Annotated in this window: 14 protein-coding genes and 1 pseudogene; 4 read left to right on the top strand and 11 right to left on the bottom strand. The window is 48.6% G+C overall.

The features are described from left to right. The first annotated feature begins 57 nt into the window (after positions 1-57). The 3 genes from A10D4_RS09825 (at position 58) to A10D4_RS09835 (ending at position 5156) form a co-directional block, all read left to right on the top strand. On the top strand, positions 58-2388 hold the full coding sequence (locus tag A10D4_RS09825; protein ID WP_008489283.1) for a hypothetical protein: 2331 nt from the start codon (positions 58-60) through the stop codon (positions 2386-2388). Further along, complete coding sequence (locus tag A10D4_RS09830) at positions 2372-4351, top strand: toxin-antitoxin system YwqK family antitoxin (RefSeq protein WP_008489285.1); 1980 nt, start codon at positions 2372-2374, stop codon at positions 4349-4351. The genes A10D4_RS09825 and A10D4_RS09830 overlap by 17 nt, the downstream gene beginning before the upstream one ends. 148 nt (positions 4352-4499) lie before the next feature. Further along, entirely contained in the window at positions 4500-5156 is a 657-nt protein-coding gene (locus A10D4_RS09835; protein WP_008489287.1) for an epoxyqueuosine reductase QueH, read from the top strand. 27 nt (positions 5157-5183) lie between these two features. Here A10D4_RS09835 and A10D4_RS09840 read toward each other — a convergent pair whose 3' ends face one another. From A10D4_RS09840 to A10D4_RS09890, 11 genes and pseudogenes are all read right to left on the bottom strand, one after another. Then, the gene (locus A10D4_RS09840) at positions 5184-5789 is read right to left on the bottom strand and encodes a FlgO family outer membrane protein (protein ID WP_008489288.1); all 606 of its coding nucleotides are present in this window, start codon (positions 5787-5789) and stop codon (positions 5184-5186) included. Next, positions 5786-6388 carry a FlgO family outer membrane protein gene (locus A10D4_RS09845; RefSeq protein ID WP_008489289.1) on the bottom strand — a complete coding sequence of 201 codons (603 nt, stop codon included), beginning with the start codon at positions 6386-6388 and terminating at the stop codon, positions 5786-5788. The genes A10D4_RS09840 and A10D4_RS09845 overlap by 4 nt, the downstream gene beginning before the upstream one ends. A gap of 337 nt (positions 6389-6725) precedes the next feature. After that, positions 6726-7469, bottom strand: coding sequence for a LytR/AlgR family response regulator transcription factor (locus tag A10D4_RS13690; protein WP_008489290.1), 744 nt, complete (start codon positions 7467-7469; stop codon positions 6726-6728). Between the two features lie 279 nt (positions 7470-7748). Beyond that, positions 7749-10739 carry a TonB-dependent receptor plug domain-containing protein gene (locus A10D4_RS09855; protein ID WP_008489291.1) on the bottom strand — a complete coding sequence of 997 codons (2991 nt, stop codon included), beginning with the start codon at positions 10737-10739 and terminating at the stop codon, positions 7749-7751. Between the two features lie 252 nt (positions 10740-10991). Further along, on the bottom strand, positions 10992-11651 hold the full coding sequence (locus A10D4_RS09860) for a putative 2OG-Fe(II) oxygenase (RefSeq protein ID WP_008489292.1): 660 nt from the start codon (positions 11649-11651) through the stop codon (positions 10992-10994). 74 nt (positions 11652-11725) lie between these two features. Continuing rightward, complete coding sequence (locus A10D4_RS09865) at positions 11726-14455, bottom strand: TonB-dependent receptor domain-containing protein (protein WP_008489293.1); 2730 nt, start codon at positions 14453-14455, stop codon at positions 11726-11728. Between the two features lie 612 nt (positions 14456-15067). Then, entirely contained in the window at positions 15068-15808 is a 741-nt protein-coding gene (locus A10D4_RS09870) for a 3'-5' exonuclease (protein ID WP_008489295.1), read from the bottom strand. A gap of 170 nt (positions 15809-15978) precedes the next feature. After that, the gene (locus tag A10D4_RS09875) at positions 15979-18975 is read right to left on the bottom strand and encodes a TonB-dependent receptor (protein WP_008489296.1); all 2997 of its coding nucleotides are present in this window, start codon (positions 18973-18975) and stop codon (positions 15979-15981) included. 237 nt (positions 18976-19212) lie between these two features. Beyond that, positions 19213-21054 carry a DUF294 nucleotidyltransferase-like domain-containing protein gene (locus tag A10D4_RS09880; protein ID WP_008489297.1) on the bottom strand — a complete coding sequence of 614 codons (1842 nt, stop codon included), beginning with the start codon at positions 21052-21054 and terminating at the stop codon, positions 19213-19215. A gap of 109 nt (positions 21055-21163) precedes the next feature. After that, positions 21164-22859 (bottom strand): annotated as a pseudogene (locus A10D4_RS09885) (sodium:solute symporter family protein). Between the two features lie 8 nt (positions 22860-22867). Continuing rightward, positions 22868-23134, bottom strand: a complete 267-nt coding sequence (locus tag A10D4_RS09890; protein WP_008489300.1) for a DUF4212 domain-containing protein — start codon at positions 23132-23134, stop codon at positions 22868-22870. A gap of 195 nt (positions 23135-23329) precedes the next feature. On the opposite strand from A10D4_RS09890, the gene A10D4_RS09895 reads away from it, so the two are divergent. After that, positions 23330-26782, top strand: coding sequence for a PAS domain-containing hybrid sensor histidine kinase/response regulator (locus tag A10D4_RS09895; protein ID WP_008489301.1), 3453 nt, complete (start codon positions 23330-23332; stop codon positions 26780-26782). The last annotated feature ends 3 nt before the right edge of the window (positions 26783-26785 follow it).

Raw genomic sequence — 26785 nt, forward strand, 5'->3', positions numbered from 1 at the left:
TGCTGGTTCTATAATGAGATTTATCTGGATCTGTTTTGCTTGGCTAAGGATGCCCACATGCAAAGTGCTGCACGCTCGTCGTTAGGTGTTTTTCGTAGACCGTTAGTCACGGTTACCTGCTACTCGCTACTCTCAATTAGCTTACTACTGGTCAGTGCTTGCCAGCCCTCACCACCAGATACCGTGAAAGTGCGTCTGCAAGACCAGCAATCGTACCGTTATTTGGTCAGCGCTGAACAACGTTGGGAGGATGGTCACTATCCCGCTTATGATGGTGATCTACGTGCCTGGCAACGCATTAGCGTGAGCCGCGATGGCGAGCAGCAATGGCAGCTAACTGGCCAATTAGACAGCTATGATGTGCATGGGCCAGATATTGACGGCTTCAATAACCGCCAGCTAGCGCCAAGCGATGACGCTGAGGCGCCTGCTGATGACGTTAGCCGCCTACTGCAGCAACCATTTCAACTGCAACTTGATAAGCAACAGCGGTCATTTCAGGGCGAGCATTTGCAACAGCTAAAAAATACCCCGCGTAGCGACGATGACTATTTTATTCAGGCATTGTTCAGTCAGGACGCGGTGCCGTTGGTCAATACCGAGATACCAGCCGACGTTGGCGCGACCTTTTCGTTTCAGCACCCGCAGTATGGCAAGTTGAGTGGTGAGGTGACGCAGGTTACTGATGACAGTGTTAGCTATAAACTGCAAAACGCCGATGATGCCTCGGTACGAGTTTACAGCATCGCCAGAGTCGATCGTGAGCAAGGCTGGGTATTATCAGAGGCGACCATTAGCGACTGGCAATCAGAAGCCGACGGTCGTCGCTATCAACGCATTGTCTCCCGTCAACGGGAAGACCAAGTACAGCCGTTATCGATGGGATTGTTTGACTTCCCTAAAAGTGAATATTTGCAGCACATCAATCCAAATCCAGCGGATACGCCAAGCCAGAGCGCTGAGCAAGTGCTCAGTTATCCTATCGGGACAGCCTACATTAAGAACAACCGCCTCAATTTAGTGTTTAATCATCAGCTGGTCGCACGTCTCGGAAGTGGCCACATTGAGCTGAGCGATATTCGCGTATTAGACAAACAAGAACAACCCATCGAGCTTGAGTTACTCTCTGATTTTAGCTACGAGGTCGGCTCATATAGCGACGAACAGCGCTATCTGCGGAGTTTTATTTATCACGATATTGGCCAGTGGTCGGCAGCCGCACCGGAGCGTGATCTTACTAGCGTGACCGCCAACGCCGAGTTTTTCCCTTATCACCATATAGAAGAAACGCTCGTTTTGCCGGAGCAGGATGAGCAGTCTTCAATTAGCCTCGGTAAAGCAAGGCTCACCGTGAGCGGTACCAGCAAGCCTCATATATTTGATCTCAGCATTGAGGAAACCCCCGATAATTTGGTTTATCGCTTTTTCCCCGGCGCCGACAATCTTCACATGATGATGCAACGCGCTCCGAACTATCCGGACTGGATACCCGATTTAGCCACCCAAGTGATGTCCAGTTTAAGCGCTGGCCACGGTGTCAGCCACTACCGTTTGCGCTTTGATGGCAAGGTACCGAAAAAACTAACGGCAGTGGCTCAACAGCGTAGTGAGCAAGCCACCTTAAGCAAAGCACTAACCTTCTACCCCGATGACGATGAACATCAACGGCAATTACCGCCGCGCGAGTTCGCCACGTTAACGGCTGATAGCCGCAGCGATAGCACCGATATTAATGTCGCTAATGCGGTTAAGCAGGTCAAATTACAAGGGCAGCAACAACATCGGCTTTATACCCGTTTATCCAGCGCGTTGGCCAGTGTCTGCGAACTGCGCGTAGTCAACGATGCCAGCATTAACGGGCAACCGTTACAATGGCAACCCGCGCCGCCAGAAAAGAGTTACAGCAGCTATCGCCGACAACGCACACCACAACGTTCAGCGAACCAAGATCTATGGCAACTGCGCACCGCCGATGGCGAGCAACAATACTTTTATGGTGTGGAGGTCACTACCGAGCTACGTTGTGACGGTGAGCCCAACTGGCAGTCGTTAGCCATTCAGGACACGCAACGGCCTTGGCTGATCGACTTACGTCAGTTACCGGAGCAATCGTGGCAGGCCGAGCAACCTGTTGAAGCTTTGCTAGCGCGCTACCGCTTTTTCGACGATGCTGACCGATTGCTTGCACTGCAGCCGCGCGACCAAGATTTTGATAAAGATTTAGCCGACGCGGTGTTGGCCGATTATTTAATTGACGAGCATTACCTAAAAGTCGCCGGCCCTGTCAGTCGTATCGAACATCTGCAAATTACGGGGGAAAGCTATCAGCAGCAATGGCAAACGACATTTAGCGATATTGAAGAGGTGATTAATGCAGACAGCAACTAAGTTAGCACTCACCTTAACCCTTCTCTCAGCACTCCACTGTGCAGCGGCCGCGCCGCAAAGCGCGCCAGCCAGTGGCGCTGCCGAAACCACTGAAAACAACCCGGCTAACGATGCCGCATTGCAGGCGTTTGAAAAACAACTGACCATGCAGCTGTCGCAGCCGGTTGCTAAATTGTTTGACCCGCCCAGCGAACAGTCGGCCAGCGATAAACGTTGGTTCAACGGTAAGTTCTTTGAAGTCGAAACCGCCGAGGACGCCCAATATAAGGTGTTACTCGGTCAACAGACTGAGCAAGGCATAGAGGCTGCGTTATTTTATAAAGGCGGCGAGAACCCTCGCACATTAACGTACAGCAAACCAACCGATAATGGCGACAGCTTAATATTTGCTGGTCCCTACCAGATGTTTGATTACGACCCCTACCAAGGGGAAGGCAGCCGTTACCTGCAAGAAGTGGGGCAATGGGACGATAACGGTGACTATCATGGATTGCGGCAGATCTATAATTCAGAGGGGCATTTATGGCGTGCGGTGCAATACCAACACGGCCAGCAACAAGGCTTCGAGGTACTTTATTATGATAATGGCCAACTCAAACGCTATATGCGTTGGCAAGATGGTAAACCCGTAGATGCCGAGGTGATCACTTATTCACGTGACGGCAAAGTGGCTGAGCGTACGCATTACAAGGACGGCAAAAAGCACGGCCAGCACCTTGAATATTTTGACGACGGTCAAATCAAAAGCGAGATGACTTATCGCCATGGCGATTGGTTTGGTGAGCGCAAAACCTATTACAAGACCGGCGAACTATCGATGACCGCCACCTACAACAAGGACGGTATCGACGGCGATTTGGTCCGCTTCAATAAAGCTGGCGATGAAATTTTACGTGAATCCTATCGCGATGGTAAACGGCACGGCTCAAGTGAGCGTTTTTATGACAGTGGCCAGCAACAAGAAGACTTACACTATAGTAACGGCGAGCCGACTGGAGAATGGCGTTATTGGTACGAGAGTGGTCAACTGCGGATACATCGCTTTTACGATGAACAGGGTCGCTTAATTGAAGAAAAGCATTTTCGTGAAGACGGCACCCTCGACCAACAAATCTCATTCTATCAACACCCAGATTATGGTCGGGTAAAGTTAACCGAAGATTTTGACCGCAATGAACGTAAAACCCGTGAAGTGCATTTTAATCGTGCTGAACGCTGGGTATTACGTAAGCAGTTTGACGAACAAGGCAAACTCAGCCTGCGCGATGAGAGCCTAAAAGGCCAGCGCAGTGGTGAAGCGGTTAGCGCCAGCTGGGGCGGTCAAACACGCTACCAGCATTATCAGAATGGCAAACTTAATGGTGACTACCGGGTCGAAAATGAGGCGGGAGAGATTGTTGAGGAGGGTCAGTATAAAGCTGGCGAATCGGTAGGCAAGTGGCGCACTTTAGACCATGACGGTGGCTGGATCACACGGCACTACGACGATCAAGGCAAACTACATGGCGAGACTCGTAAAGTCGATGCCGACGGCGAGCTCTTATATGTCGAGCATTATCAGCACGGGCAGCTGCATGGCGACTATCGTTATGTGGATAACGGTGATGGTTTTCGTGACGGTCAATATGAAGCCGGTGAACGAGTCGGCAAATGGCGTCTACAAGATAGTCAGTATTCACCGATTTGGAGCGGTACTTACGAACACGGAAAGCGTGTCGGCGAATGGCTGGCGACTTCTGCAGCGGGCTATGTGGTTGAGCGCGAGCACTATAATCAACAAGGCCGCTTAGATGGACGTCGTCTCGTGTTTGCCGAAGACGGCGCATTGAAAGAAGTCGAGCATTATCAGAATGGCCAGCGTAGCGGCATTCAGCTGTATTATCGCGACGGTCAGTTAAACTCTCGATACCAATACGATGATCAGGGTCAACTCGTTGATAAACAGCTAGATTTAGACAAGTAACGGGCGTTAACAGATGGCCTGGTTAAGCCATGACTCGATTGTCATTTAGCGCAGCGCAACATTCAGGTTATAATAGCGGCATCAATGTCGATTTTGTTGCCATTGCGAGCACCAAGATCATCATAGCCAAGTAAGAGTTATCTGTATTATGTCACGTAGTAAAAAGCAGGAAAGTATCGTTTTAGAAACGCCCACTGGCAGCGACAATGTGTTGCTGCATTCTTGCTGCGCGCCCTGCTCCGGCGAGGTCATGGAGCGTATCGCCGAAGCTGGCATCAAGTTCACTATTTTCTTTTATAACCCTAATATTCATCCCGAACGGGAATATTTGATCCGCAAAGAGGAAAACATTCGTTTTGCCGAAAAGTTAGGCGTGCCGTTTGTCGATGCCGATTACGACGCAAAGAATTGGTTTGATCGGGTGAAAGGCATGGAGTGGGAACCCGAACGAGGTAAACGCTGCACCGAGTGCTTTGATATGCGCTTTGAGCGCACAGCGCTCTACGCCCACGAAAATGGTTTTGATACTTTTACTAGCTGTTTAGGTATTTCGCGCTGGAAGAACATGGAGCAAATCAACGATTGTGGTATTCGCGCTGCCGAGCGCTACCCCGACGTGCATTACTGGACCTTTAACTGGCGTAAGAACGGCGGCGCAGCACGCATGGTAGAAATTGCCAAGCGTGAGCGTTTTTATCAACAGGAATACTGTGGCTGCGTTTACTCGCTGCGTGACACCAACAAATGGCGCTTACAAAATGACCGTGAGCGTATTGAAATTGGTGTTAAGTACTACGAGCCTTAGCCTTTTTGCCATGAGCAAACGCGCGGTCTACCGTGCCGCGCGTAATATCGGTTTTAATTCACTACTTTGTACTTGCCGTAATACTTGCTTAGGAATAAATACCTGAGCCGCGCTGATCACCTGTTTGTCGGTAATATTGACCAGCCGAGCATTCACCATCATGCCCTGTTCGTGTTGCGCGGTCGTTGCCACCAACACATGGCTGATCGGTACAATTTCTTGCAGCTCCAAATAATCGCGTGACAACGCAAAATCACCTTTAGCGGTGACTCGAATAAAGTCAGTGGTCTTATAATCCAACACTTTAAACTGTGCGCCATGCATCGCGTATATCAGGTCTTCACTAAATAGTTTGCTAATGGTATCAGCTTGTTGCAGCTGCCCATCTACCGCGACTAAGCTGGTGATACCAACCGCCTTAGGATCCACCGGTTGCCGCATATGTAGGCGCAGGTCCTGAGCTAACCGATTGGCAAAGCTTGATAATGATGGCGTTTCTGGCGGCGCTTGACTTGCGAGCTCCTGACGCCCGCTATCCGTTGCCGCTGACGGCACGTTATTGGCGTCTTGAGTCACACAGGCAGCTAATAATAAACTGGCGGTCGAGAGAATGACTAGTACATAACTTTTCATCGTGATGTGCCCTCACTTGATTCACGCTGTAAGCGGCCATTAACAACCTCAACTTGACGCTGGTGCCAATAAAAACGTTTGCTAATAAAGTCGCTGGCACTGGCCAGCACTTGCTGAGTACGACGGTCAAGCACTCTAACTTGCACCAAAACGCCATGCTCACGAGGTGCCAAAGTACCGACCACAACCCGGTCAACTTGCGGGTACTGCGGTAACTGCTCAATGTCACGACTTAACACCGTTTCACCATGCGCTGACACTGCGATGAAGTCGCGAGCCCGAAAGTCAACCAACGCAACATGGCGCTGGTTTAACTCGGTATACAACGCTTCGCTGAGCTGCTGCCCCAGACTGGCGGTAGCATCTCCCTGGTGAGGTAGTTGTAAACTATCGGCCATGACAAAACTGGCAATCCCGGTCAGTTGGCTATCCGTGGAGGCCTCGTCCGAAGACGATGTTATCGTGGTTAAGCCGGATTGTAATTGCGCCGCTAAACGTTCAGCGGCCATTTGCAGTGGCTCCACATGAGCCGCCCAGACGTTGCTCGTTACAATCAATTGGGTCAGTAAAAATAGCATAGACAAGATAAAGCGACGCATGAAAAAGCCCGATGATCAAATGTCAGATACCTAGCTATCGGCATTGCACCGGGCATCTTTAATACTATCGGACATACTCCTACCCAACGTCCCTATCCGGAATATCAGCAAGTTTATGATGATTGCGAAAGCGGATGCCATAAAAGGGGCCCGCAGGCCCCTAACATTTCCGAGTGCGAACGGTTCTAGGGAGTACCAAATTCGCCATATCGCCGCCAACCTGTGCAAGCGACGTTATCGACTTTAAAGGATCTCGGGACAGCCGATGAGAAAAAGTGACCAACGCTAACAAGGTTAGGACAAACACCTCATTTTGTGGTCAAACCTTGCATCTACGCTACGCTTGCGCTTCCAACCCCAGTTGCGAAAAAAGACTCTTTCGATAAGCATTACCGATCTTAATTTCGGTACCATCGCTAAGCTCAAGTAAGGTATAGCGACCGAGTTCGCTAGAAATTTCCGTGACGTATTTAATATTGACGATAGCCGAACGATGTACACGAATAAACCGCTGTGGATTCAACTGTGCTTCGAGTGAACTCATCGAGTCGCGGTGTAGCAACATCGCCTCTTTCGTGTGTAACTCAACATAGTTCGCCGCACCTTTTATCCACATAATATCGTCAGTCGGTACTAAACGAATTTTTCCTACAGATTTAACCGGCAGTAGTTGTTGGTAATTTTTTGATAATGACACGTTTTGCTGACTCCATTCTAACCACGCAGAAGCGTCCTGCAACACATCTACCCAAACTTCCGCATCCACCGAGCTAGGCAATAGCAACGCTTTTCCAGGGCCCACATAACAGCTTTGCTGCCTGTCGAACTCGCCAGCAATATAAAACAGTTGGGTGGGCAAGCGCTCTATTAGCGAAAACACATAGCTAATATCATGAGCAACCACAGCTGTATCAATGACGCAGCAGTGTGGTCTCAATTGTTGCGATTTTTCGACAAAGCTGTCGAGATTGTCTTCTCGAGCTAACAAACACCATGTCGTTTGACATCTTAATGCCGCACGGAAACTGGCGAACATTTCATTTTTCGGTGAAAGCAGCAACGCACCGTAAAAACCCGCCAAACAGCACCTCGGCTTACCGTAATATTTACTTAACGATCCTATCCGATGACTGTACTAGCGGGTGTTTTTGTGACAAACCCAACAAGTCGTTATTCAAATGAGGTGAACCAATAGTCATATGAAAACTTTTTAGTCATAAACCGTTCGTTTTCCGGTTTAAAAAAATGATAAGCATTAATTGTTCGGCTTGGGTAATGCACAAAAAAAGCCCCGAACCAAGGCTCGGGGCTTTACACTCAGCAGCGCTGTCGTGTTTGTTGCTAGATAAGAGACACTGACTTAAAAATTATAAGTCAGATTAGCAAATAAACGACGCCCTAAGTTGTCGTACTGAGAGTATAACGTTGAGTTCCCCACGGCACGAACATAAGATGGAGACACTTGAGGTGGCTCTTTATCAAACACGTTAGCAACACCCAGCGTCATATTCAAACCTGAACCAAAGTCATAATTACCCGACAATGTATGGTAGAACACACGCGGAGTATCAGCGACAAAGGTCACCGGTTCGCCACGATAAGTGGTCTCGTTGGTATCACCATAATACTCATAATCGTTGGTTTTACCGACATAACGAGTGGTCCAAGTCAGACTCCAATCCTCACGACTCCAAGTCGCCGACAGATTGCCAACATGTTTGGGATAGCCAATCTCATCAATATATTGGTCGACTTCGCTATCGGCAAAGAGCTGATAGGTATGGTCGATTTGCGCTGTGTGCTCTAACGAGACTCGTAAGGTACCGAAGTCAAAATCATCCTGATAAGTGATATTAAAATCGACACCGCGAGTCGCCTCTGTCGCAACGTTGACATAACCACCGTTGACCTGGTCAATACCATAGTCACCATTGGTACCATCACGGCGAGTAAACAGATTACAAAGCGGATCATTCGGGAAGTCGTCCGAACGATAACAAGCGTTAACGATAGACGCGCCACCTAAATTTCTGACCTGATTACTAATATCAACATCATAATAATCAACCGATATAGCCAAAGTGTCTTCTGGACTGGTCCAAACAAAGCCTAGGCCTTCGGCAACCGAGGTTTCGGCTTGCAGATTACCCTCGCCACCACTCGTTACTAATAATGCACTGCTACTGCTAGTACCCGCTTGACCATAACTGGCAGGAATGCCGTCGGCAGCACAGTTATCAGCAATAGTCTGCGAAATGTTACCGGCGTCGAACTCATCACTCCAGTTGTAACACGGGTCGACCGATAGCTGACCACCAAAGCCTGTTTGCCCAGCCAAGTACAGCTCGTACAGTGCAGGTGAACGGAACGAAGTACCCCGTGACGCACGAATGCGGAAGTCGTCTGTAACCTCCCAGTTTAAGCCTACTTTAAAGGTGGTATCGCTACCGTAGGTGGATACATCAGTCCAACGGAACGACCCGGTAAAATCAATGCGCTCGGCTAAGAATGCACCGGCCAATACCGGCACTTTCACTTCACCAAAGATTGCCCGGGTATTCTGTGAACCAGCGGTACGCCCAGCGCTGGATAATCCCCATGAGTTACCAGTGCGACTATGCAGGCCTGGCGTATCATCCAATTCGTCACGCTGGAAAGAGACACCTACTGCAGTACTGACCATACCCGCTGGTAATGCGAATAGGTCGCCGGTGATATAAGCTTCCAAGGTTTGTTGTTTATAGATAGTCTCACCGGTTTCCGAGCCGAATAAAAAGTCACGAACGTCGGCTGACGGATTGCCATAGAGGAGTTCTGGTGAGCCAATGGGTACATCGACACAGGTTTTTCCAGAAATTTCGGTCACTTCACCGCTACAGGTCGTACCATTAGCTAAGTGTTCCTGAGCCATGATCCAAGAATCGGCATAAATGACTTTATTTTTGTACTCACCCTTATTGTAACTGTGTTGGTAAGACACGTCCCAATGCCAGAAGCCGATATCGCCCTCAAGCCCGAGTACCCCGCGAGTATAATCGACCGACGTATCGCTACCGTAATGGTCTGTTAAATGAACGGGTTGTAAAACGGCGTCACCGCTCCAACCATCAAAAAGGTTGGCATCGACGTAACCACCTAAGTCAGCCGTCCAAAATTGACGATAACCATGGGTTTCGGTATCACGACCACTGTACAAAAACTCGGCATAGCCAGTAATACGGTCATTAAAAGTATAGTCACCTTGCACAAAGAGTGACGCGACGCGCGTTTCGGGCACCATCGACTCTAGATCGCGGAATGGATGGTTTAGGTTATATAAACCGTCTGTCTCTTTGTTATAGCCGACAGGATACCAACCTTCTGGGGTACGTAAGTCGCCGGGTGCTGTTGCAGTATCATTGATACTGTCATAGCCATTAGCGCCCAAGAAACCGTCATAATCGTATGCACCACGGACACCCGTTGGCATATTGCCAGCCCCAGTTGCCCCCATAAACATACCATAAGAGGTATCGGCACAATGATAATCACCAGTACGCGGATCGATAGGGTCAGCACGCGAGCCATCTTCATTGTAAAGAAGTCGCTCGCTACACCCGAAATAATCTCGATCACCACGCTGCAGCTCTTGCTGGACGTTATAATCCGCTACCACACGAATAGAACCACGGTCGAAGCTTTCACCAATCGAAATATTGACTCGTTGCTTCTCACCACCCGACTCAAATGGCTGACTCAGATCAACGGTCACCGATTTATCATCACCTTTTTTAGTGATGATATTGATAACACCGGCAACCGCATCAGAGCCATATAGCGACGATGCCCCATCCTTCAAGACCTCTACTCGCTGAATGGCTGAAATCGGTAGCGCGTTCATGTCAAAAGCAGAAACCTGCCCCCGAGTACCGGCCGGTCCAGCTCGTCGCCCATTAAGCAAAACTAACGTACGGTTTGCACCTAAACCACGCATTGATACCGTTTCGGCACCCGCACCACCCGAGGTGACATAACCCACCGATAACGCCGAAGTAATTTGACTAGAGCCCGCCGCGACGGTACTGGTACGTAGTAACTCACCTAGCGTGGTAATACCCTGCGCTTCCGCTTCTTCGATAGAAATCAGATCGATGGGCGTAGCGCTAGCAAAACTGTCGGTTCGAATACGTGAACCTGTCACTTGAATTCGTTCCGGCTGTTCTGTGTTGGTTGTCGTTTCCGCTGCCGTTTGCTCAACGTTGTCGCGTTCTACTGATTGCGCATAAAGTGTCGGGCTGGCGATCATTGCCGAGCTAACACCAGCAAGCAGTATTTGTTTAATTGAGCGGGCTAAAATAGATTTCTCCGCCATGAAATGTCTCCCTTTGCATTCGCAAGGTGCGTAGCCGTAGCTACACACATATCGTTGTTGTTGTGATTGCAACGGACGCGCAGCACTACAAGCGCGGACCTTCGCAAAGGGCACGATAAGGAGTTTTATAGGTCAGGCGGAAAGAATTGTTACTAACAAAGCATTAACGTTTATAAACCGCACATAACATTTGAGGAAGCTCTGTAGGGCTGACGTCGGTTGGCACCGAGAAGCCGACAGAGCTGCAGATCCTTAAGCTTCTTTTGGACGCACTAAACAATTGGCAGCCACCATGACGCGGTGACGTTGCCCCCAATAAGTCATGACTTCATGCTCTAGATAACCGGGTATCACCACAAAACGGCCAGCTTCAGGTGTCAAAATTAGCGCATCATTGGAATACGCACCGGCTGATTTTTCACAGACAAAATCGGCGATAGTGGCGCCAACTCGATTGGGATTATAAATCTTCAAACAACCATTGCGAGGTTTATCCGGCAACACCTCACCCGGGTCAACATAGTAGATAATCGCCCAACTGTACTCACCATGGCTATGAATACCTTTACTGCTACCGTAGCCACTTAAGTGAAACCAACTTTCGTAGTTGTAGCGCAATTGCTGCATCTGTTCATCGTTCAAACCACAAAAACTGCGCGTGGCGTTTTGCGCAACTTGATGGATGATATTACGCAATTCGGTAATACCGGGCAGTTGGGTTTGGCTAAATAAGTCAAATTCACTGACAAACACATTATCCGAGTCGGTATGAAAAACCTCACGCCGATAGCCCTGTTTTTGTAGCTCTGCAAAAGATGACAGTAAGGTTTTATTCAACGTTTGATGGTTGTCGACTCTGCCAGTCAGCATCGGCGGCATAAAGCGATGAATGGGTTTAATTTCGCTAAACATAAACAACATCCTTAGCACGGTGTATGGTTAAAAAAAAGGCACCCCGAAGGATGCCTTTTCTCTGATCCAATATCTTAGAACTTGATATTGTAACGAGCGTAGATGAAACGACCCGAGTTGTTATACAGAGACTGATCGTAGAACGGCCAGCCACCTGAAGCCAAGGTTGAGATGGGTGGATCTTCGTCGAACAAGTTACGAATACCAACTTTGATGCTTTGCGCGTTGGTTAACTGGTAACCATAGTAGGCATCAACCTGAGTATACGAATCGACATCGATCGGATCTTGTTGGAAGTCACAAGAGCCTGATACGCGGCCACCTGGGAAGTCTTGAGTCTCACCCACGTAACGTACGTAGACACCCGCTGAGTGGTCAGCCAATTTCCAGTCTGCACTGAAGTTAGCTTTCCAATCTGGCTCAGAAGTGGTACCGATATCATCACACAGAGGCTGGATACTTGAAGACTGACGCAAATGCTCTAACTGAGTTTCTGCACGCAGGCCCCAACGGATCTCGCCAGCACCGCCCAACAGCGTCAGATAGTTCATATCTAAGCTGATACCTTTCGCAGATTCTTCGTTCAAGTTCTGCAAGTTGGTCAGTACGTATGCGTCATCACCTACACCGAACAGACGACCGTTGATGCGGTTAACCAGTTCAGGGTATTGGTCTTCGTTGTTGATGATTTCTTGGATGGTCAATGAACCAACCATGTTCTCAACTTCTAATGACCAGTAGTCAACTGTGATATCAAAGTTCTCGAATGGAGACGCTACGATACCGACGTTCCAGTTTTTCGATTCTTCTGGTTGTAACTCAGCGTTACCACCACTACGGCTGTTCAGCTGACGCTGAGGGCAGTCTTCTGCGGCAATACCGTTAGCTTCACAGTAGGTATAGTCGATTGCAGCGGTTACACCGAACGATTGACCCAAGAACAAGTCGTGCAGGTCAGGTGCTTTGAAGCCTGTACCGTATGATGCACGCAGCATGTAGTCTTGGTTAATACGCCAAGTTGCACCTAACTGATAAGTGGTTTTGGCAGCATCGTTACCGGTCCAAGCGATATCATCGCGACGTACCGCACCTTTCAGTTCAAAACCTTCGAACAATGGCGCAGAAAGCTCGGCGTAGTAGGCTAAGTTGTTACGGTTACCTTTACCGTTTGAACCCGCACCACCGATAACTTGGCCGTCAACTGACGCTGGATCTGAGCGGTCTTCGAACGCTTCACGACGCCAGTCAGCACCGACTGCAAAACCTAACGCGCCGCCAGGCAGCATCACGTCAGTCAAACCACCGAAAGTCACACCAGCAAAGCTTTGTACTGATTCACCGGTACGGTGAACAGCGGCTTGCAAGCTTTCTAAAACAGCTTGGCCTTCAGCAGTGTCGAAGTTATTAAATACGAATGGGTTGATATCGCCGCTAGCGATAGCATTAACCACACCATCAGATAATAACTGGCCTGCAGCACCGATCTGACGGTTAGTCAGTTTAGTGTGGCCGACGTGGAAATCCCAATCGTAGTTACCAACAAAACCGTTAAAGCCAACAATGCTTGAGAAGGTTTCGTTGATGTTGTCTTTTTGACGGTTAGGGAAGTCGATGTAACGACGGCCCATGCCGAAAGAAGCAGTACCCGCTTCTACACCCGCTTGATAAGCAGCGTAATCAGCAGCGCTCAGGTTTTCTTGTAAGAAATCGTCAGCAAACGGGCTGCCCGATACGTCTAAGAAACCAGGTGCTGGCGCGTTTGAAGTTTTGGTGTAAGCGCGTGAATAACGGAATTCACCGTACGCAGTTACATCATTGCTTAAACGATGGTTGATAGTGGTGTAGATAGACTGACGGTCACTAGCTGGTTGTAATTGATACAATTCAGCGAAGTCGTATGCACAATAAGTTGCATCCGGGTCAGTTGGGCTGCTGTCGTCAATGATGTTGTCGGTAGGACAATCAGCATCAGCAAACTCTGAGTAGAATTCACCGGCACCGGTGTACTGACCATCATTGTCGTTATCGACAGTCACTTCGTACCAACCTGGCAAACCGTATGGAGAACGGCCATCGCCATTTGGATAGCCACGTAACCACGCAGTGCTACCTAAGTCACGGTCGGTTGCTTTAACTGGTTTACGTTCCCAGTAATCAAACGCGAATAAGATGCTAGTGTCGCCAGACGTTGCGCCAGCAACGATCTGTGCACTGATTTCATCACCGTCATGCTCAGACATGTTAGTACCGTACTGAACGTTGAAGTCAACGCCCTGCATGTCTTTTTTGGTGATGATGTTGATTACGCCAGCGATTGCGTCAGAACCGTAGATGGCTGATGCACCGTCGGCTAAGTATTCGATACGCTCAACTGCTGCCATTGGGATCTGGTTTAAGTCGACGAAGTCAGACGCGATAGCGTTAACTGGCAGACGACGACCGTTCAACAGAACCAAGGTATAAGCAGAACCAAAACCTTTACCGTCAACAGAACCTGAACCCGCTACCTGACTCAAGGTTGCGCTTTCAGTGTTACCGCCTGGGCCTGAAGCAGTGGTGTAACGTAAGAATTCAGCAACGCTGGTGACACCAGTGTTTACGATGTCTTCAGCATCGAATACTGAAACCGGTGAAGAGGTTTCCAGATCAGCACGTTTGATGCGTGAACCAGTAACCTGAATTTTTTCAACGCCGTCAGCGCCGCTGTCCTGCGCAAAAGCGGCAGGTGCAGCGAACATCATTGATGCGCCTAAACCTGCTAACACGCTATTGCTAATAGAACGCGCCAGGATTGATTTTTTCATGTATTTGTCTCCCTAGAGTTGTCACTTTCAGCTACCTGATCATGACTTTTTCTTATTGCTGAACACGCCTCGGAATATGTGTTGAGCGCTTCAGTAAGAATCAAAGTATACAAAAAGGAACACTAAATCAACATTTTTATCAACAAACAAACATCTTTCCTACAATGACAGCTTTTTCAAAACAGCCATGTTCAACTATTAACCCCCTCGCTTGACCCGCTGAAATGACTAACGCACCTAGCTATCACTCTGGCCAGTCACTATAACCATTTGAAAAAATTAACTATTAGTAGACACTAAGCGGTGATCAACAAAGCCCTGGAAGAGTGACAAGCAACAGCCTAGCAATGCGCGCTAAACCGCACAGTCGCAACCCAGATGTTAGAAAAACGATTAAATTAGTGTGTAAGACGGTAAAAACTTAACAAAAAAAGCAGTGAAAAAATTGCGAAGGAGTGAGAAACCCCTGTTCCAGCAGGGGTTCCTCGGAACCAAGAATGCGTGATTATGGGAGAACTCACATCTTGGTAGATGACAATATACCCAAAACACCACGACTTGTTAACAAATATCACAAAAAATCAAACTTACCGCAACGCGGTTGAACGACACTTAACGCGCATGCTTCAGTAGTTCACGCGCGCTGACGCGTTGTTGTCGACTATAAGCATAGGCTTGCGCTAAGAGCAGTTCGCCACAGGCAATAGCATCGGTTAGTGCATGGTGGCCAGTGTATCTTGGTAAATGATAATGAGCGCGACAAGCCGCCAACGTTAAACTATCGCGAGTCAGTACTTGCTGTTGCTGACGCAAGCGCCGTGCTTCGAAGTTGAGCGTGTCAAATATGGCAAGCGGCTTCAGTTTTACTTGATAACGCCGACTGAGCTGTTGCAAAAACCGCCAATCCAGTTGCGCGTTATGACAAACTAAAATGGCATCATTTAGCGCGCGACTAAGCATACGCAGTGTTTGTATCGGGTCTGAGCTTTGCATAAAGTCAGCTTGGGTCAGGCCGTGGATAACCGGGCTCTGCCCCAATCCGGTTTGCCCATCGTTCGCCAGTGATTGCCCGGCCGCAGTGCTATTGTCAGGAGCAGTCACTGTTTTATCAACCACGGTATGATTAACTAACACCTGATTAAATAAATGATACTGAGCTGAGCCGTAATCCATGATCGGTGGCTGAATGTTAACCCAGGCAACCGCTAATACTTCATGTTGCTTAACCTGCAATCCGGTTGTTTCCAAATCCAGCGCAACAAACCGACAGCATTGCCAAGGTTGCGCTAAACTGGCTCGTTGTTCGAGCCAATTCGCAAAGCGCTGCATAAATCGATTAATACGCTCAGCCATAGCCATCCTTAGTAAGTCGCTTCGCCAGTTTGTCATCATGCCAGAAAAGCAGCAGTGACAAGCTACGACTATAGCCTAATAAATGACTCTCTATAAAAAACCCCGATTACCTTACGGTAACCGGGGGACAGACCTGTAGGGAGGGTCAGGTCTCCAACGTACGCGGTTGTTTAAAAACGAGCTTCGAAACCCAAGCGTACATAACGTGGCGTCTGCCAAGAATACGCCGCTTTATAATACTGGTTACGAACCCCTTCTGAGCTTTCATAGTGCTCATTGACGGCCGTCGCTTCTTGCGTATTAAAGATATTGAAAACATCTAATGACGCTTTCATATCGACACCCGATACGCTGAAGTTATAAGCCACCGATGCATCAACATTGAATGTCCATGGGGTACGACCGGCAGTACCTCGCGGTACTTGCGTATAGGTACAAGTATCAGTCGCATCATCGCAGTCGGCAATATAGAACGTATCGCCATAGCTACCATAGATGTTGGGGTCATCACTTGGATAGCCTTGACCGAATGCTGAGATTGGACGCCCACTCGATAACGAACCATTAAAGCCAACGGTCCAATTATCGTTAATATCGTAGCTACCAAACACTTTAAAGACGTGACGACGGTCATTCGGCTGGTAACCATAAGCACCATCCATCAACGCCGGGAAATCAAAGTCTTGCGTCACGCCAGGGTCGGCTTGATCGATATCAGACTTAACCGCACCCTCGAAGTTACCGGTGCTGCGTGACCAGGTATACAAGAAGTTTAAACGGAAGTTCTCGATACGATATTTCAGTTCGGTTTGTACTGCTAAATACTCGTTGTTCGCTTTGGGTAATTGAATGGTGGTGTCATTCGGATGCATGGTTAATGAACCTTCATCACGCACACCGTCGTTTAATGGAAGTTTGCTCTCATCAAACTCACTGCCATTCCAATAGTAACCATCTTTATACCAGCTCGAATCTTCGCCTGGATTTAGCAAGATACAGTAAGGGTAGGCATAACGGCCACAGTAATCATCGAGCGCACTGGTCACTTCACGATAAGTACCGCGCACCGACAATGCTAGGTCTTCATTGATAGACTGTTCAAAACCTAAGATGAACTCTTCCCGCGCAAAGGGATCTGCTTCTTGCGCTTGAAAGGTATCTTTTGGCGGCGGTGTCGCGATCGAGTTAGTTACCGTCGAATCTTCAACGCTGCCAGCGATGGGAGAAAAGCCAATCGGCTCACCAGTGGTTGGATCTATGCTATCAAAGGTGTAATAAGTCGTGGTATCACTAATACCTGACCCAGAGCGATAAATGGTGTTATTAGCGATAGGCAGGTAATACTCACCCCAAGTCGCATAGATCTTGGTATCACCGGTTCCAAACACATCCCAGCTAATGCCTAAACGCGGCGCGATATCGGTGTTAAATGAGTACAATAAGTTGCCATTAGTCGCCGTACCTTCAAACTTATCTTTGCGAATACCGATGTTTAACAGCACACGATCGGTAATTTGCCAAGCGTCTTCAATATAAAACGCGCTCAGTTCAGATGAGAATGAGCCACCGCCTTCGAAAATACGATCTTCAACATAATCTAACGGAGCACCGGTGGTATTTGTATAAACATCACCTTGAATTGTCGCTCCAGTTCCTAATGTTTTATAGGTCCAGTTATGACCTCCAGCAGGAGCCGTAATATTAACCGATTCTCGCTCTTGGTAATCGTAACCTGCTCGCAGCGTATGGTCGCCAATGTAGTACTCTAAATCTAAGCGATATTGAGTATTCTCGTCAGAGTTTTCTCCGTATGAACCACCAGGACCGCAACCTTGCGCTAAATCATCAACTTCTCGCGCATCACTGACCGACGGACAATCTAAATCAGAGGGCTGCGAACCATACTGTGTTTCAATGCGACCCGCTAACGCGCTGACGGTCAAGCTGTCGCTCCAATATCCCGTATAGCTCAAGCTATGCGCGGTGCCGCCACGTTCGATTAGACTTTGACCAACGTAATCACCGATGCTACTGGTATTGGCATCAAAACGATAAATATCTCGAGAGGTGGTGCGCTCGTCAGAGTAACCGAAGTAGCTGAGGCGATGTTCAGGACTAATATCCCAATCAATTTTCGCGCCCCAGAATAAGTTATCGCCGCCATCCGCTTTTTCTTCGCGATAAACGGAATCAGCTAAAAACTGCGCGTCGGTGCCCGACGACACTTCCGCATAATGTTTTTCAACAGAACGAGGGTTGACCAACGCATAAATAAACAACTTATCTTTAATAATGGGTCCAGAGGCAGTCAGACTTACGCTATATTCTTCAGAGTCGCTAACGCTGTTGTCTCGGAAGACATTACCAACACCGTCATTACCCCGCGAGATCTCACCGTCTTCGCGTAAACCGGAAGGTTCAAAATAAGACACTGCGGAGAATTCCCAAGCGTTGGTACCACTTTTGGTCACCGCATTAATCACACCACCGGTGGCGCGACCGTACTTGGGTGACATACCGCCAGTTTTTACTTGAAATTCTTTATAAAACTCAAAAGGAACCGAGCCACAGCCTAAGCCTTGGCGTGTATCGGTAACTTCTAGGCCATTGATATAACATGAATTTTCGGCGATCGATGCACCGCCGAAAGATGCTGCGTCACCAAAACCATCGTCGCCCCGAACCGTGCCCGGCGCCAATAACGCCACCGACGTTAAGTCACGTCCCACGGGCAGTTTGTCTAACTCAACTTCACCAACAACCAGACCTGAGTCGGTGGTGGTTACGTCGACATTGGAAACACGTGCACCAGTCACCTGAATAGTTTCCATGGCGCTTTGCTGTTCAACACGGATAGTAGGCGTAGCGTTGCTACCTAAGGACACCCGTACCGATTGCGTAGCGACAACTTCACTACCGCGCTTGACGCGCAACTCATAAACCCCGGTGGGCATCGCGGGAAAACGAAAACGGCCATCATTGACACTAATTTCGCGTGAGAATCCGGTTTCAGCGTTATAAGCCTCAACCGTCAGTCCTTGCGTATCCTGCGCAACGACTTGACCAAGAATATTAGAGGGTTGTTGTGCAAAAGCCGGTGTAGCAACCGACAACGAGGCAGCGACTGCAAGAGACGCTAACGTCACCTTGAAGCTTGTATTTGTCATAGTTTGTCCCTGGAATTGTTGTTTTTATCCCGATGTTACGGAATTGTTTAAACTAGTAGACAAAGTACAAGCTGTAAAGCTTACCCAACTAATTAGCCGAGAAACAATAAAATATCACTTTAATTACAACAATTTAATTAACAAAAAAATTAAGTAAAGATAGCGTAAAGAAAATAAAAAGACATAAATAATAAAACAAAAATAATATATATTAAGTTATATTTAATATCGAAAAAATCAATATCCCTGTCGACCAAATTTCAACCCGGCCGCCTGTTGAGCTTCTTTTATGATCCTAAATGCCGATTTCAGTTGGCGTCTGGATAAGGTACTTAATTGGTCGGGATCAAGCGCATTCTGCGGTTTATCCGAGCCAAACACCCGTAATTGGTGATTTAAACGTAGTTGCGTTAGAAATTGCCATGCTTCTTGCAGCGACTGGTTATCGCTATCACTCAGTACCGAACGCCCTTTCAGTTGCGCTAAACGACGTGGCGTAGCGGCATCAAGTAAGCCCTCTTGCAGCGCGTATAAGCGCACAATATCGTTAATTAAAGCGATGCCGTAGCGTTTAATGTCAATGGTATCGGCGCCCTTATCCGACTGCGTGCGGAGCCGATTAAATAGCCCCAAGGGCACGGCAATGCGATTGACTAACAAGGCTAAATTAGCCAAGAATACTTCACGTTTACCAATTTTCGCGACACCTTCACGGTATTGTGCATACAATCGTTTATTGCCAACCACCATCCGGCTATCAAAGAAAATCTGACAATACATCAGCGCTTTCGGTGTCGGGCTGTCAGACCAACCATCAAAGCGCTGTAACCATTCACTCAAGGTGCCCCGACAGTCGGCGTTACTGGCCATGATGTTACCCGGACATAACGGAATACCGCAGGCATGTAAGCCTTCACAGACATATTCGCCAAGCTGTGCAAACCATGCCCGCTGTCCGTCAGTTAAGCCGTCAGCTAACAATAGACCGTTGTCTTGATCAGAGCTCAGTGTTTGATCTTCGCGCCCCTGCGAGCCAAATGCTAACCATGCATAAGCAGCGGGCGCAACGCCATGCTCACGCTCATATAAGGTGATCAGTTGCCGAGTCATGGCATCGGTTAACGAAGCCATCAACCGTCCTAACACCGAGGTATCTTTAACACGGCCGGCAAACGTTTGTAAGTAAGCTGGAATTTGCTGCGCTTCAGTGACCAATTGCTCGCGTGTTTGCGCCTTATATAAAGCACTGATCAAGAATACCGGCTCGCTGCGTTGCTGACGCATTAAATCGGTCGTGGTGACCATACCCAACGGCGTATCGTCGTCTGCCAATACCGGCAAATGGTGCACATTATGCTGTGTCATCAGGGTTAATGCGTCTAATAACGAACGCCTTGCATAGACCGCTTCGGGTGCCTGCGTCATTACCGCCGAGACCGCCACCTCATAGGGTAAGCCAGCGGCGACTACGCGATTACGAATATCTCGGTCAGTTAAGATGCCAACCAACTGGCCTTTATCAACCACTAGTACCGACGATACGCCTTCTACCGACATCAACTTAGCCGCCTCTTGTATCGGCGTGGTGCTAGTTAAACTGATGGCTTCGTGCTGCAATACGCTAGCCACAGTACGGTCACTCCAATCACCGTCACCCTGCTGCTGGCGTTCGGTTAATAAACGCTGTCCATGAGCGCGAATGAAATATTGCTCAAACGCTTTACTATGGCTTCGTAGCTCGTCAAAAGTAGTCTGTGATAAGGCGTAAACAATACCGTCCTGAATACATTCTAAATGGTTGATAATGGCGCGACCGGTTAACAACGAGGGAAAGCCAAATAAGTCTCCCGCCTCCAATCGCTCCAATAAACGCTGCTGCTGGTCGCGCAAATCAAAAATGCCAGAGCGTACAACAAAGAGTGCTGGGTGCAGTTGCTTGAGTAACTCATTGCAATTGTCGGCGTTCATATAAACCGCCTGAATTTGGCGCACCGCCCAACGTCGGTGCTGCTCGTTTAATTCGTCAAAGGGCGGACAGTCAGCAAAAAAGCTATCGACATCGGAAAATTCAGGAGTCATGGTTACAATCCCTCAGTAAACGCTATTACCAGTTTAGTCAAAATCCTGATGGCTAAGAAAAAAGCCCGCTATGAAAGCGGGCTTATCAACTAACAGACTGAATCAGTTATCAGTGGTCATGCGCCACGCCAGCGCCCTTAGGATAACGAATCGATTCTACCAACTCTTGAATATCCTCCGGTGCATCGCCGGTCATTTTGTGAACCGCAAAGGCCACCACAAAGTTCAGAATCATACCCAAAGTACCAATACCCTCAGGAGAAACACCGAGTATCCAATGATCCGGTGTATTCAATTCAGGGCTGATAAACTTGAAGTAAACGATATAAGCGAAGGTGAAGGTAATACCCACCACCATACCGGCTATCGCTCCGGCGCGGTTCATGCGTTTGTGGAAAATCCCCAAAATGATCGCCGGGAAGAAGCTAGCCGCGGCTAAACCGAACGCGAATGCCACCACCTGTGCCACAAATCCGGGCGGATTAACGCCAAAGTATCCCGATAGCACAATGGCCACCGCAGCCGCTAAACGGGCGTAGAACAGCTCTTGTTTATCAGATATATTTGGCATTAATGTGCGTTTTAACAGGTCATGCGATACCGACGTAGAAATAACCAACAATAACCCGGCTGAAGTCGACAGTGCCGCGGCAATACCACCGGCCGCCACCAATGCCACTACCCATGCCGGTAAGCTGGCGATTTCAGGATTCGCTAACACCATAATGTCACGGTCAATGGTCATTTCGTTGCGGTCATCGCCCGAATAGAACATTTTGCCGTCGCCATTCTTATCTTCCCACTTGATCAGGCCGGTTTTCTCCCAGTTTTTCACCCAGTCAGGTGCTTGGCTATATTCAACACCGGTCATTTCTGGACCATTGATGGTGTTAAACAAGTTCACCTTAGAAAACGCGGCAATCGCAGGCGCGGTCAGATAAACAACCGAAATGAACAGTAACGCCCAACCGGCAGAACGGCGCGCATCACGGACTTTCGGTACGGTGAAAAAGCGCACGATAACGTGTGGCAAGCCCGCAGTACCGACCATCAACGCACAGGTGATGAAAAATACATCAATTTTGCTGCGTGCGCCCTCGGTGTAAGCGGCAAAACCCAGTTCTTGTGAGAGCCCATCCAGACGTTCTAATAAGAATTGTCCGGAGCCATCGGTCACTGTCGCACCAAAACCGGTTTGCGGTAAAAAGTGGTCAGTCATTAACAGCGAAATGAAAATCGCGGGCACGATGTAAGCGAAAGCCAATACACAGTATTGTGCAACCTGCGTATAGGTAATCCCTTTCATGCCACCCAACACGGTATAAAAGAAGACAATGACCATGCCGATAATAACGCCGGTAGCAATGTCGACCTCTAAGAAGCGTGAAAACACCACACCGACGCCGCGCATCTGACCTGCGATGTATGTAAACGACACGACAATGGCGCAGATAACGGCGATGGTACGGGCTAACTGCGAATAATAGCGGTCGCCAACAAAGTCGGGCACGGTGAACTTGCCGAACTTGCGTAAGTACGGTGCTAAACATAGCGCCAGCAACACATAGCCGCCAGTCCAGCCCATCAAGTAAACGCTACCATCGTAGCCAGCGAAAGCGATAATACCGGCCATCGAAATGAACGACGCCGCCGACGGCGGTCGCCATACCGTTCATCACCGGGTGTACACCACCGCTAGCAACATAAAAGTCATTGGTTGAACCGGCACGCGACCAAATGGCGATACCGATGTATAGCGCAAATGTGAGGCCGACAATAATAAAAGTAAGAGTTTGAATATCCATAGCGCCCCCTAATCTTCGTGAACCTGATATTTATTATCCAGGGCAGCCATTCTTTTCACGTAAATGAAAATTAAGGCGACGAAAGTCAAAATTGAACCTTGCTGAGCAAACCAAAATCCGAGTTTGAAGCCAAAAAACGTAATTTGATTCAGCACATCGACCAGCAAAATGCCGAAACCATAAGACACGACAAACCAAACCACCAATAGCTTGAGCATCAAGCTCAGGTTTTCGCGCCAATACGCTTTGGCATGTTCTGCACTTTGAAATGCCATAAACGTCCCCTCCAGTTGTTCTATGTTGTAAACGATTGTTGTTGTTTATTCAGTTGTTCATGCAAGTACGAATCTAGACCCGATGTTAAAAAGTCGTAATTGGACTTTGGTCTAAGTGTTAACAAAAGCCATTAGCGGTCGCCCGCTAATGGCGTAGAATGGGACTAATGTCTAATAAAATAATAATGGTTCTGCATGACTTGGTTACTGGTATTAGCGGCTTTGGCGTATATTGCGTTGCTATTTGGTATCGCTAGTTGGGGTGATCAACCACGTTCAATCGCCAACCGACTAAGCTATAAGCCGATTATTTACTCGATGTCGTTGGCCATTTATTGTACCAGCTGGACCTATTATGGCGCGGTCGGTAACGCTGCCGTTGATGGTTGGGCTTTTCTTCCCATTTTATTGGGCCCCGCGTTACTGTTTTTATTTGGTTTACCGGTACTCAGCAAGTTAGTGTCGGTCAGCAAGCAGCAAAACATTACCTCAATTGCGGATTTTATCGCCTCGCGTTATGGCAAACGACAACGTCTGGGCTTTTTCGTAACGCTCATCGCCCTATTGGCAACTACGCCCTACATCGCGTTGCAACTAAAAGCCGTAGGCACCAGTTTTATGGTGCTAACAGAAAACCAAGGACCGCTAGCGGCGTTTTCGATTAACGAAATGGGCGCGGCAGTGTTGATGGCGGTATTTGCCATGTTATTCGGTACTCGTCATGTCGAAGTCACCGAATATCGTAACGGTATGATCCTCGCTATCGCTGTCGAGTCGATGATCAAACTATTCGCACTCGGCGCCGCCGCTATTTTTGCGTGGTGGTTGTTTGCCAGTGAATCAACGTTATCGATGCCACAAACGGTTATTCATCCATCGGCATCGGCTTGGTCTTTCTCGCGTTTGCTCGATTTCGACTTTGTCGTACAAACCTTTATGGCGGCGGGAGCCATTTTATGCCTACCACGACAATTTCACGTGGCCGTGGTTGATAACGTCGACATACGGCACTTACGCACAGCGCGTTGGGGCTTCCCACTGTATTTGGCATTAACCGCGATGGCGATTGTCCCAATTGCCATCAGTGGTCAGTTCTTCTTCTCACCCGCTGTCGATGGCTCGACTTATGCGCTAAGGCTACCGCTCTTAACCGACCAAACTTGGTTAGCGGTATTAATTTTTATTGGCGGTATATCGGCAGCAACGGCCATGGTTATCATTGCCTCGGTCACATTAAGTACGATGATCACTAACGACGTTATCATGCCGTTACTGTTGCAGCGTGAATCGCGCTTACCACAACAAGAACGTCGTCGAGAGTTCCGCGAACCACTGTTACTGATCCGCCGTTTAACCATCGCCATTATCATGTTGCTGGCTTTTGCTTGTTATTATTTTTGGGCGGCAAATACCAACTTAGTCAGCATCGGTTTGCTCGCGTTCTCGTTAGTTTTGCAATTGTTACCGGCTATCGTCGGCGGTTTGTACTGGCGCCGCGCACATGCCCGTGGCGTTTACGCTGGCTTGCTTGCCGGTTTACTAGGCTGGGTACTGAGCGTATTGGTGCCCATGTACCTACACCACGAAGCCAATCAAACGTCCGTGATCACCCAAGGAACGGTAATTTCGTTGTTGGTTAACCTGGTCGCCTTTTTAGGATTTTCCCTAGTCGCGCGAGCGCGACTGGTTGATCGTATTCAAGCCACAGCTTTCGTAAAACCGAGGGCAGCACGTCCTGAGCTGGCTCCAAAACGCGACCATCAAGTCACTAATGCTGACTTATTATTATTGTTGCGTACCTTTTTGGGGCGCGAGCGCGCGCAGCAAATCATGGCTTACTATCAGCCGCAAGAGCATCAGGAAATTCGTGCTGAAGCGATCGCCGACAAGGCCCTGATCGAATATGTAGAACGCGCTATCGCAGGCGTATTGGGCGCCGCTACCGCACGCTCGTTGATTGAAGCCGCGTTACGCGATAAACAACTCAACCTTGAAGAGGTCGTGCACTTTTTCGACGACACCACGCAAGCTTTGCAAACCCAACAATCGATTCTGTTCAGTTCGCTAGAAAACCTTGCACAAGGCATCAGTGTCGTTGACGCCGAATTGCGTTTAGTCGCCTGGAATAAACGCTATTTAGATTTATTCGACTATCCCAGTGGTATGGTGCGGCCGGGACAGCCGATAGCCTTGTTGATCCGCTATAACGCTGAACGCGGGGAATGCGGCCCCGGTGACATCGATGAACTTGTTAGTAAGCGCTTACGCTATATGCAAATGGGTTCTCCACATAGCTTTATTCGCCGCCGCGGCGACGGCCGTGTAATCGAAATGGTCGGTAACCCACTGCCTAGCGGTGGCTTCGTGACCAGCTTCACCGATATTACCGAACACGTCGAAAGCCAACGCTTACTCGAAGAAGCTAATATCGATCTTGAACATCGTATTGACGTGCGCTCGCAGAAAATTCGCGAAATCAATAATGAGCTAACCGAAGAAATTGACCGCCGACGCAAAGTTGAGGAACAGTTAAAACGTGCAAAAGCCGAAGCCGAGGCCGCCAACGCCTCAAAAACACGCTTTTTAGCCCTGGCCAGCCACGACATCCTGCAGCCTTTAAACGCCGCTCGGCTTTACTTGTCGGCGGTTGATGAAAATGAGATCAGCGACAACAACCGCAGCTTATTGGATAAATTAGATACCGCACTGGCATCTACCGAACATTTATTATCAACCTTGCTCGCTATCGCCAAAATGGAACAGGGGGCGCTACAACCGCAGTTTCGGCATGTGCACTTGGCCAGTATTTTAAACCCATTAATTGAAGAATATGCGGTTCTGGCAGAACAACGGCAGCTCGAGTTCCGAGCGCACTTCTGTGACGCGGTGATTTACACCGACCCCACCTACTTACGGCGTATTGTGCAAAACTTCTTATCTAACGCCATCAAATATACCCCGCAAGGCAAAGTCTTGCTGGGCGTACGTAAACGTGGCCACTATTTGGTGATTGGCGTCTGGGACACCGGTCCCGGTATCGCCGAACAGCAGCAACAGAAAATTTTTGATGCCTTTTATCGTATTAAACACAGCAATGTTGGCGGTGTTGGTTTGGGACTTAGCGTGGCACAGCGCATGAGTGAGCAGTTAAGTTGTCAATTACGGGTAAAATCAACCGAAGGCAAAGGTGCGTATTTTTCGGTTACGGTCCCCTTGGGAAGCGCCGCACAAGTGGTCAACAAACCACGTAACGAGTTTGACGAATCACCAACTAGCGCGCTCACCATCATTTGCATTGACGATGAGCAGGAAAACCTGAATGCGATGTCTGCTTTATTGAAAAAGTGGGGATGCCACCCTATCACCTTTAATAATGCCGACGACGCCTTAAACTATGCCAGCGAGCATAGTGCACCCGACGGCTTGTTGGTCGATTATCAGTTAGGCGGTAATAGCGACGGTATACAACTGACGCAACAGTTACGAGATACTTGGCAACAGCCCTTACCGGCCGCCTTGGTCACCGCCTTGCGTGACGACCAAGTTAAGCGCGTGGCTCGACAAGAGCGCATGCACTTTCTTGCCAAGCCGGTTAAGCCGGCCGCTTTAAAAGCGCTGCTGAAGTATATTCAGCAGCATAAACCTTAAGTC

Origin of the sequence: Idiomarina xiamenensis 10-D-4, assembly GCF_000299895.1 — a bacterium.
Taxonomy (GTDB): Bacteria; Pseudomonadota; Gammaproteobacteria; order Enterobacterales; family Alteromonadaceae; genus Idiomarina; species Idiomarina xiamenensis.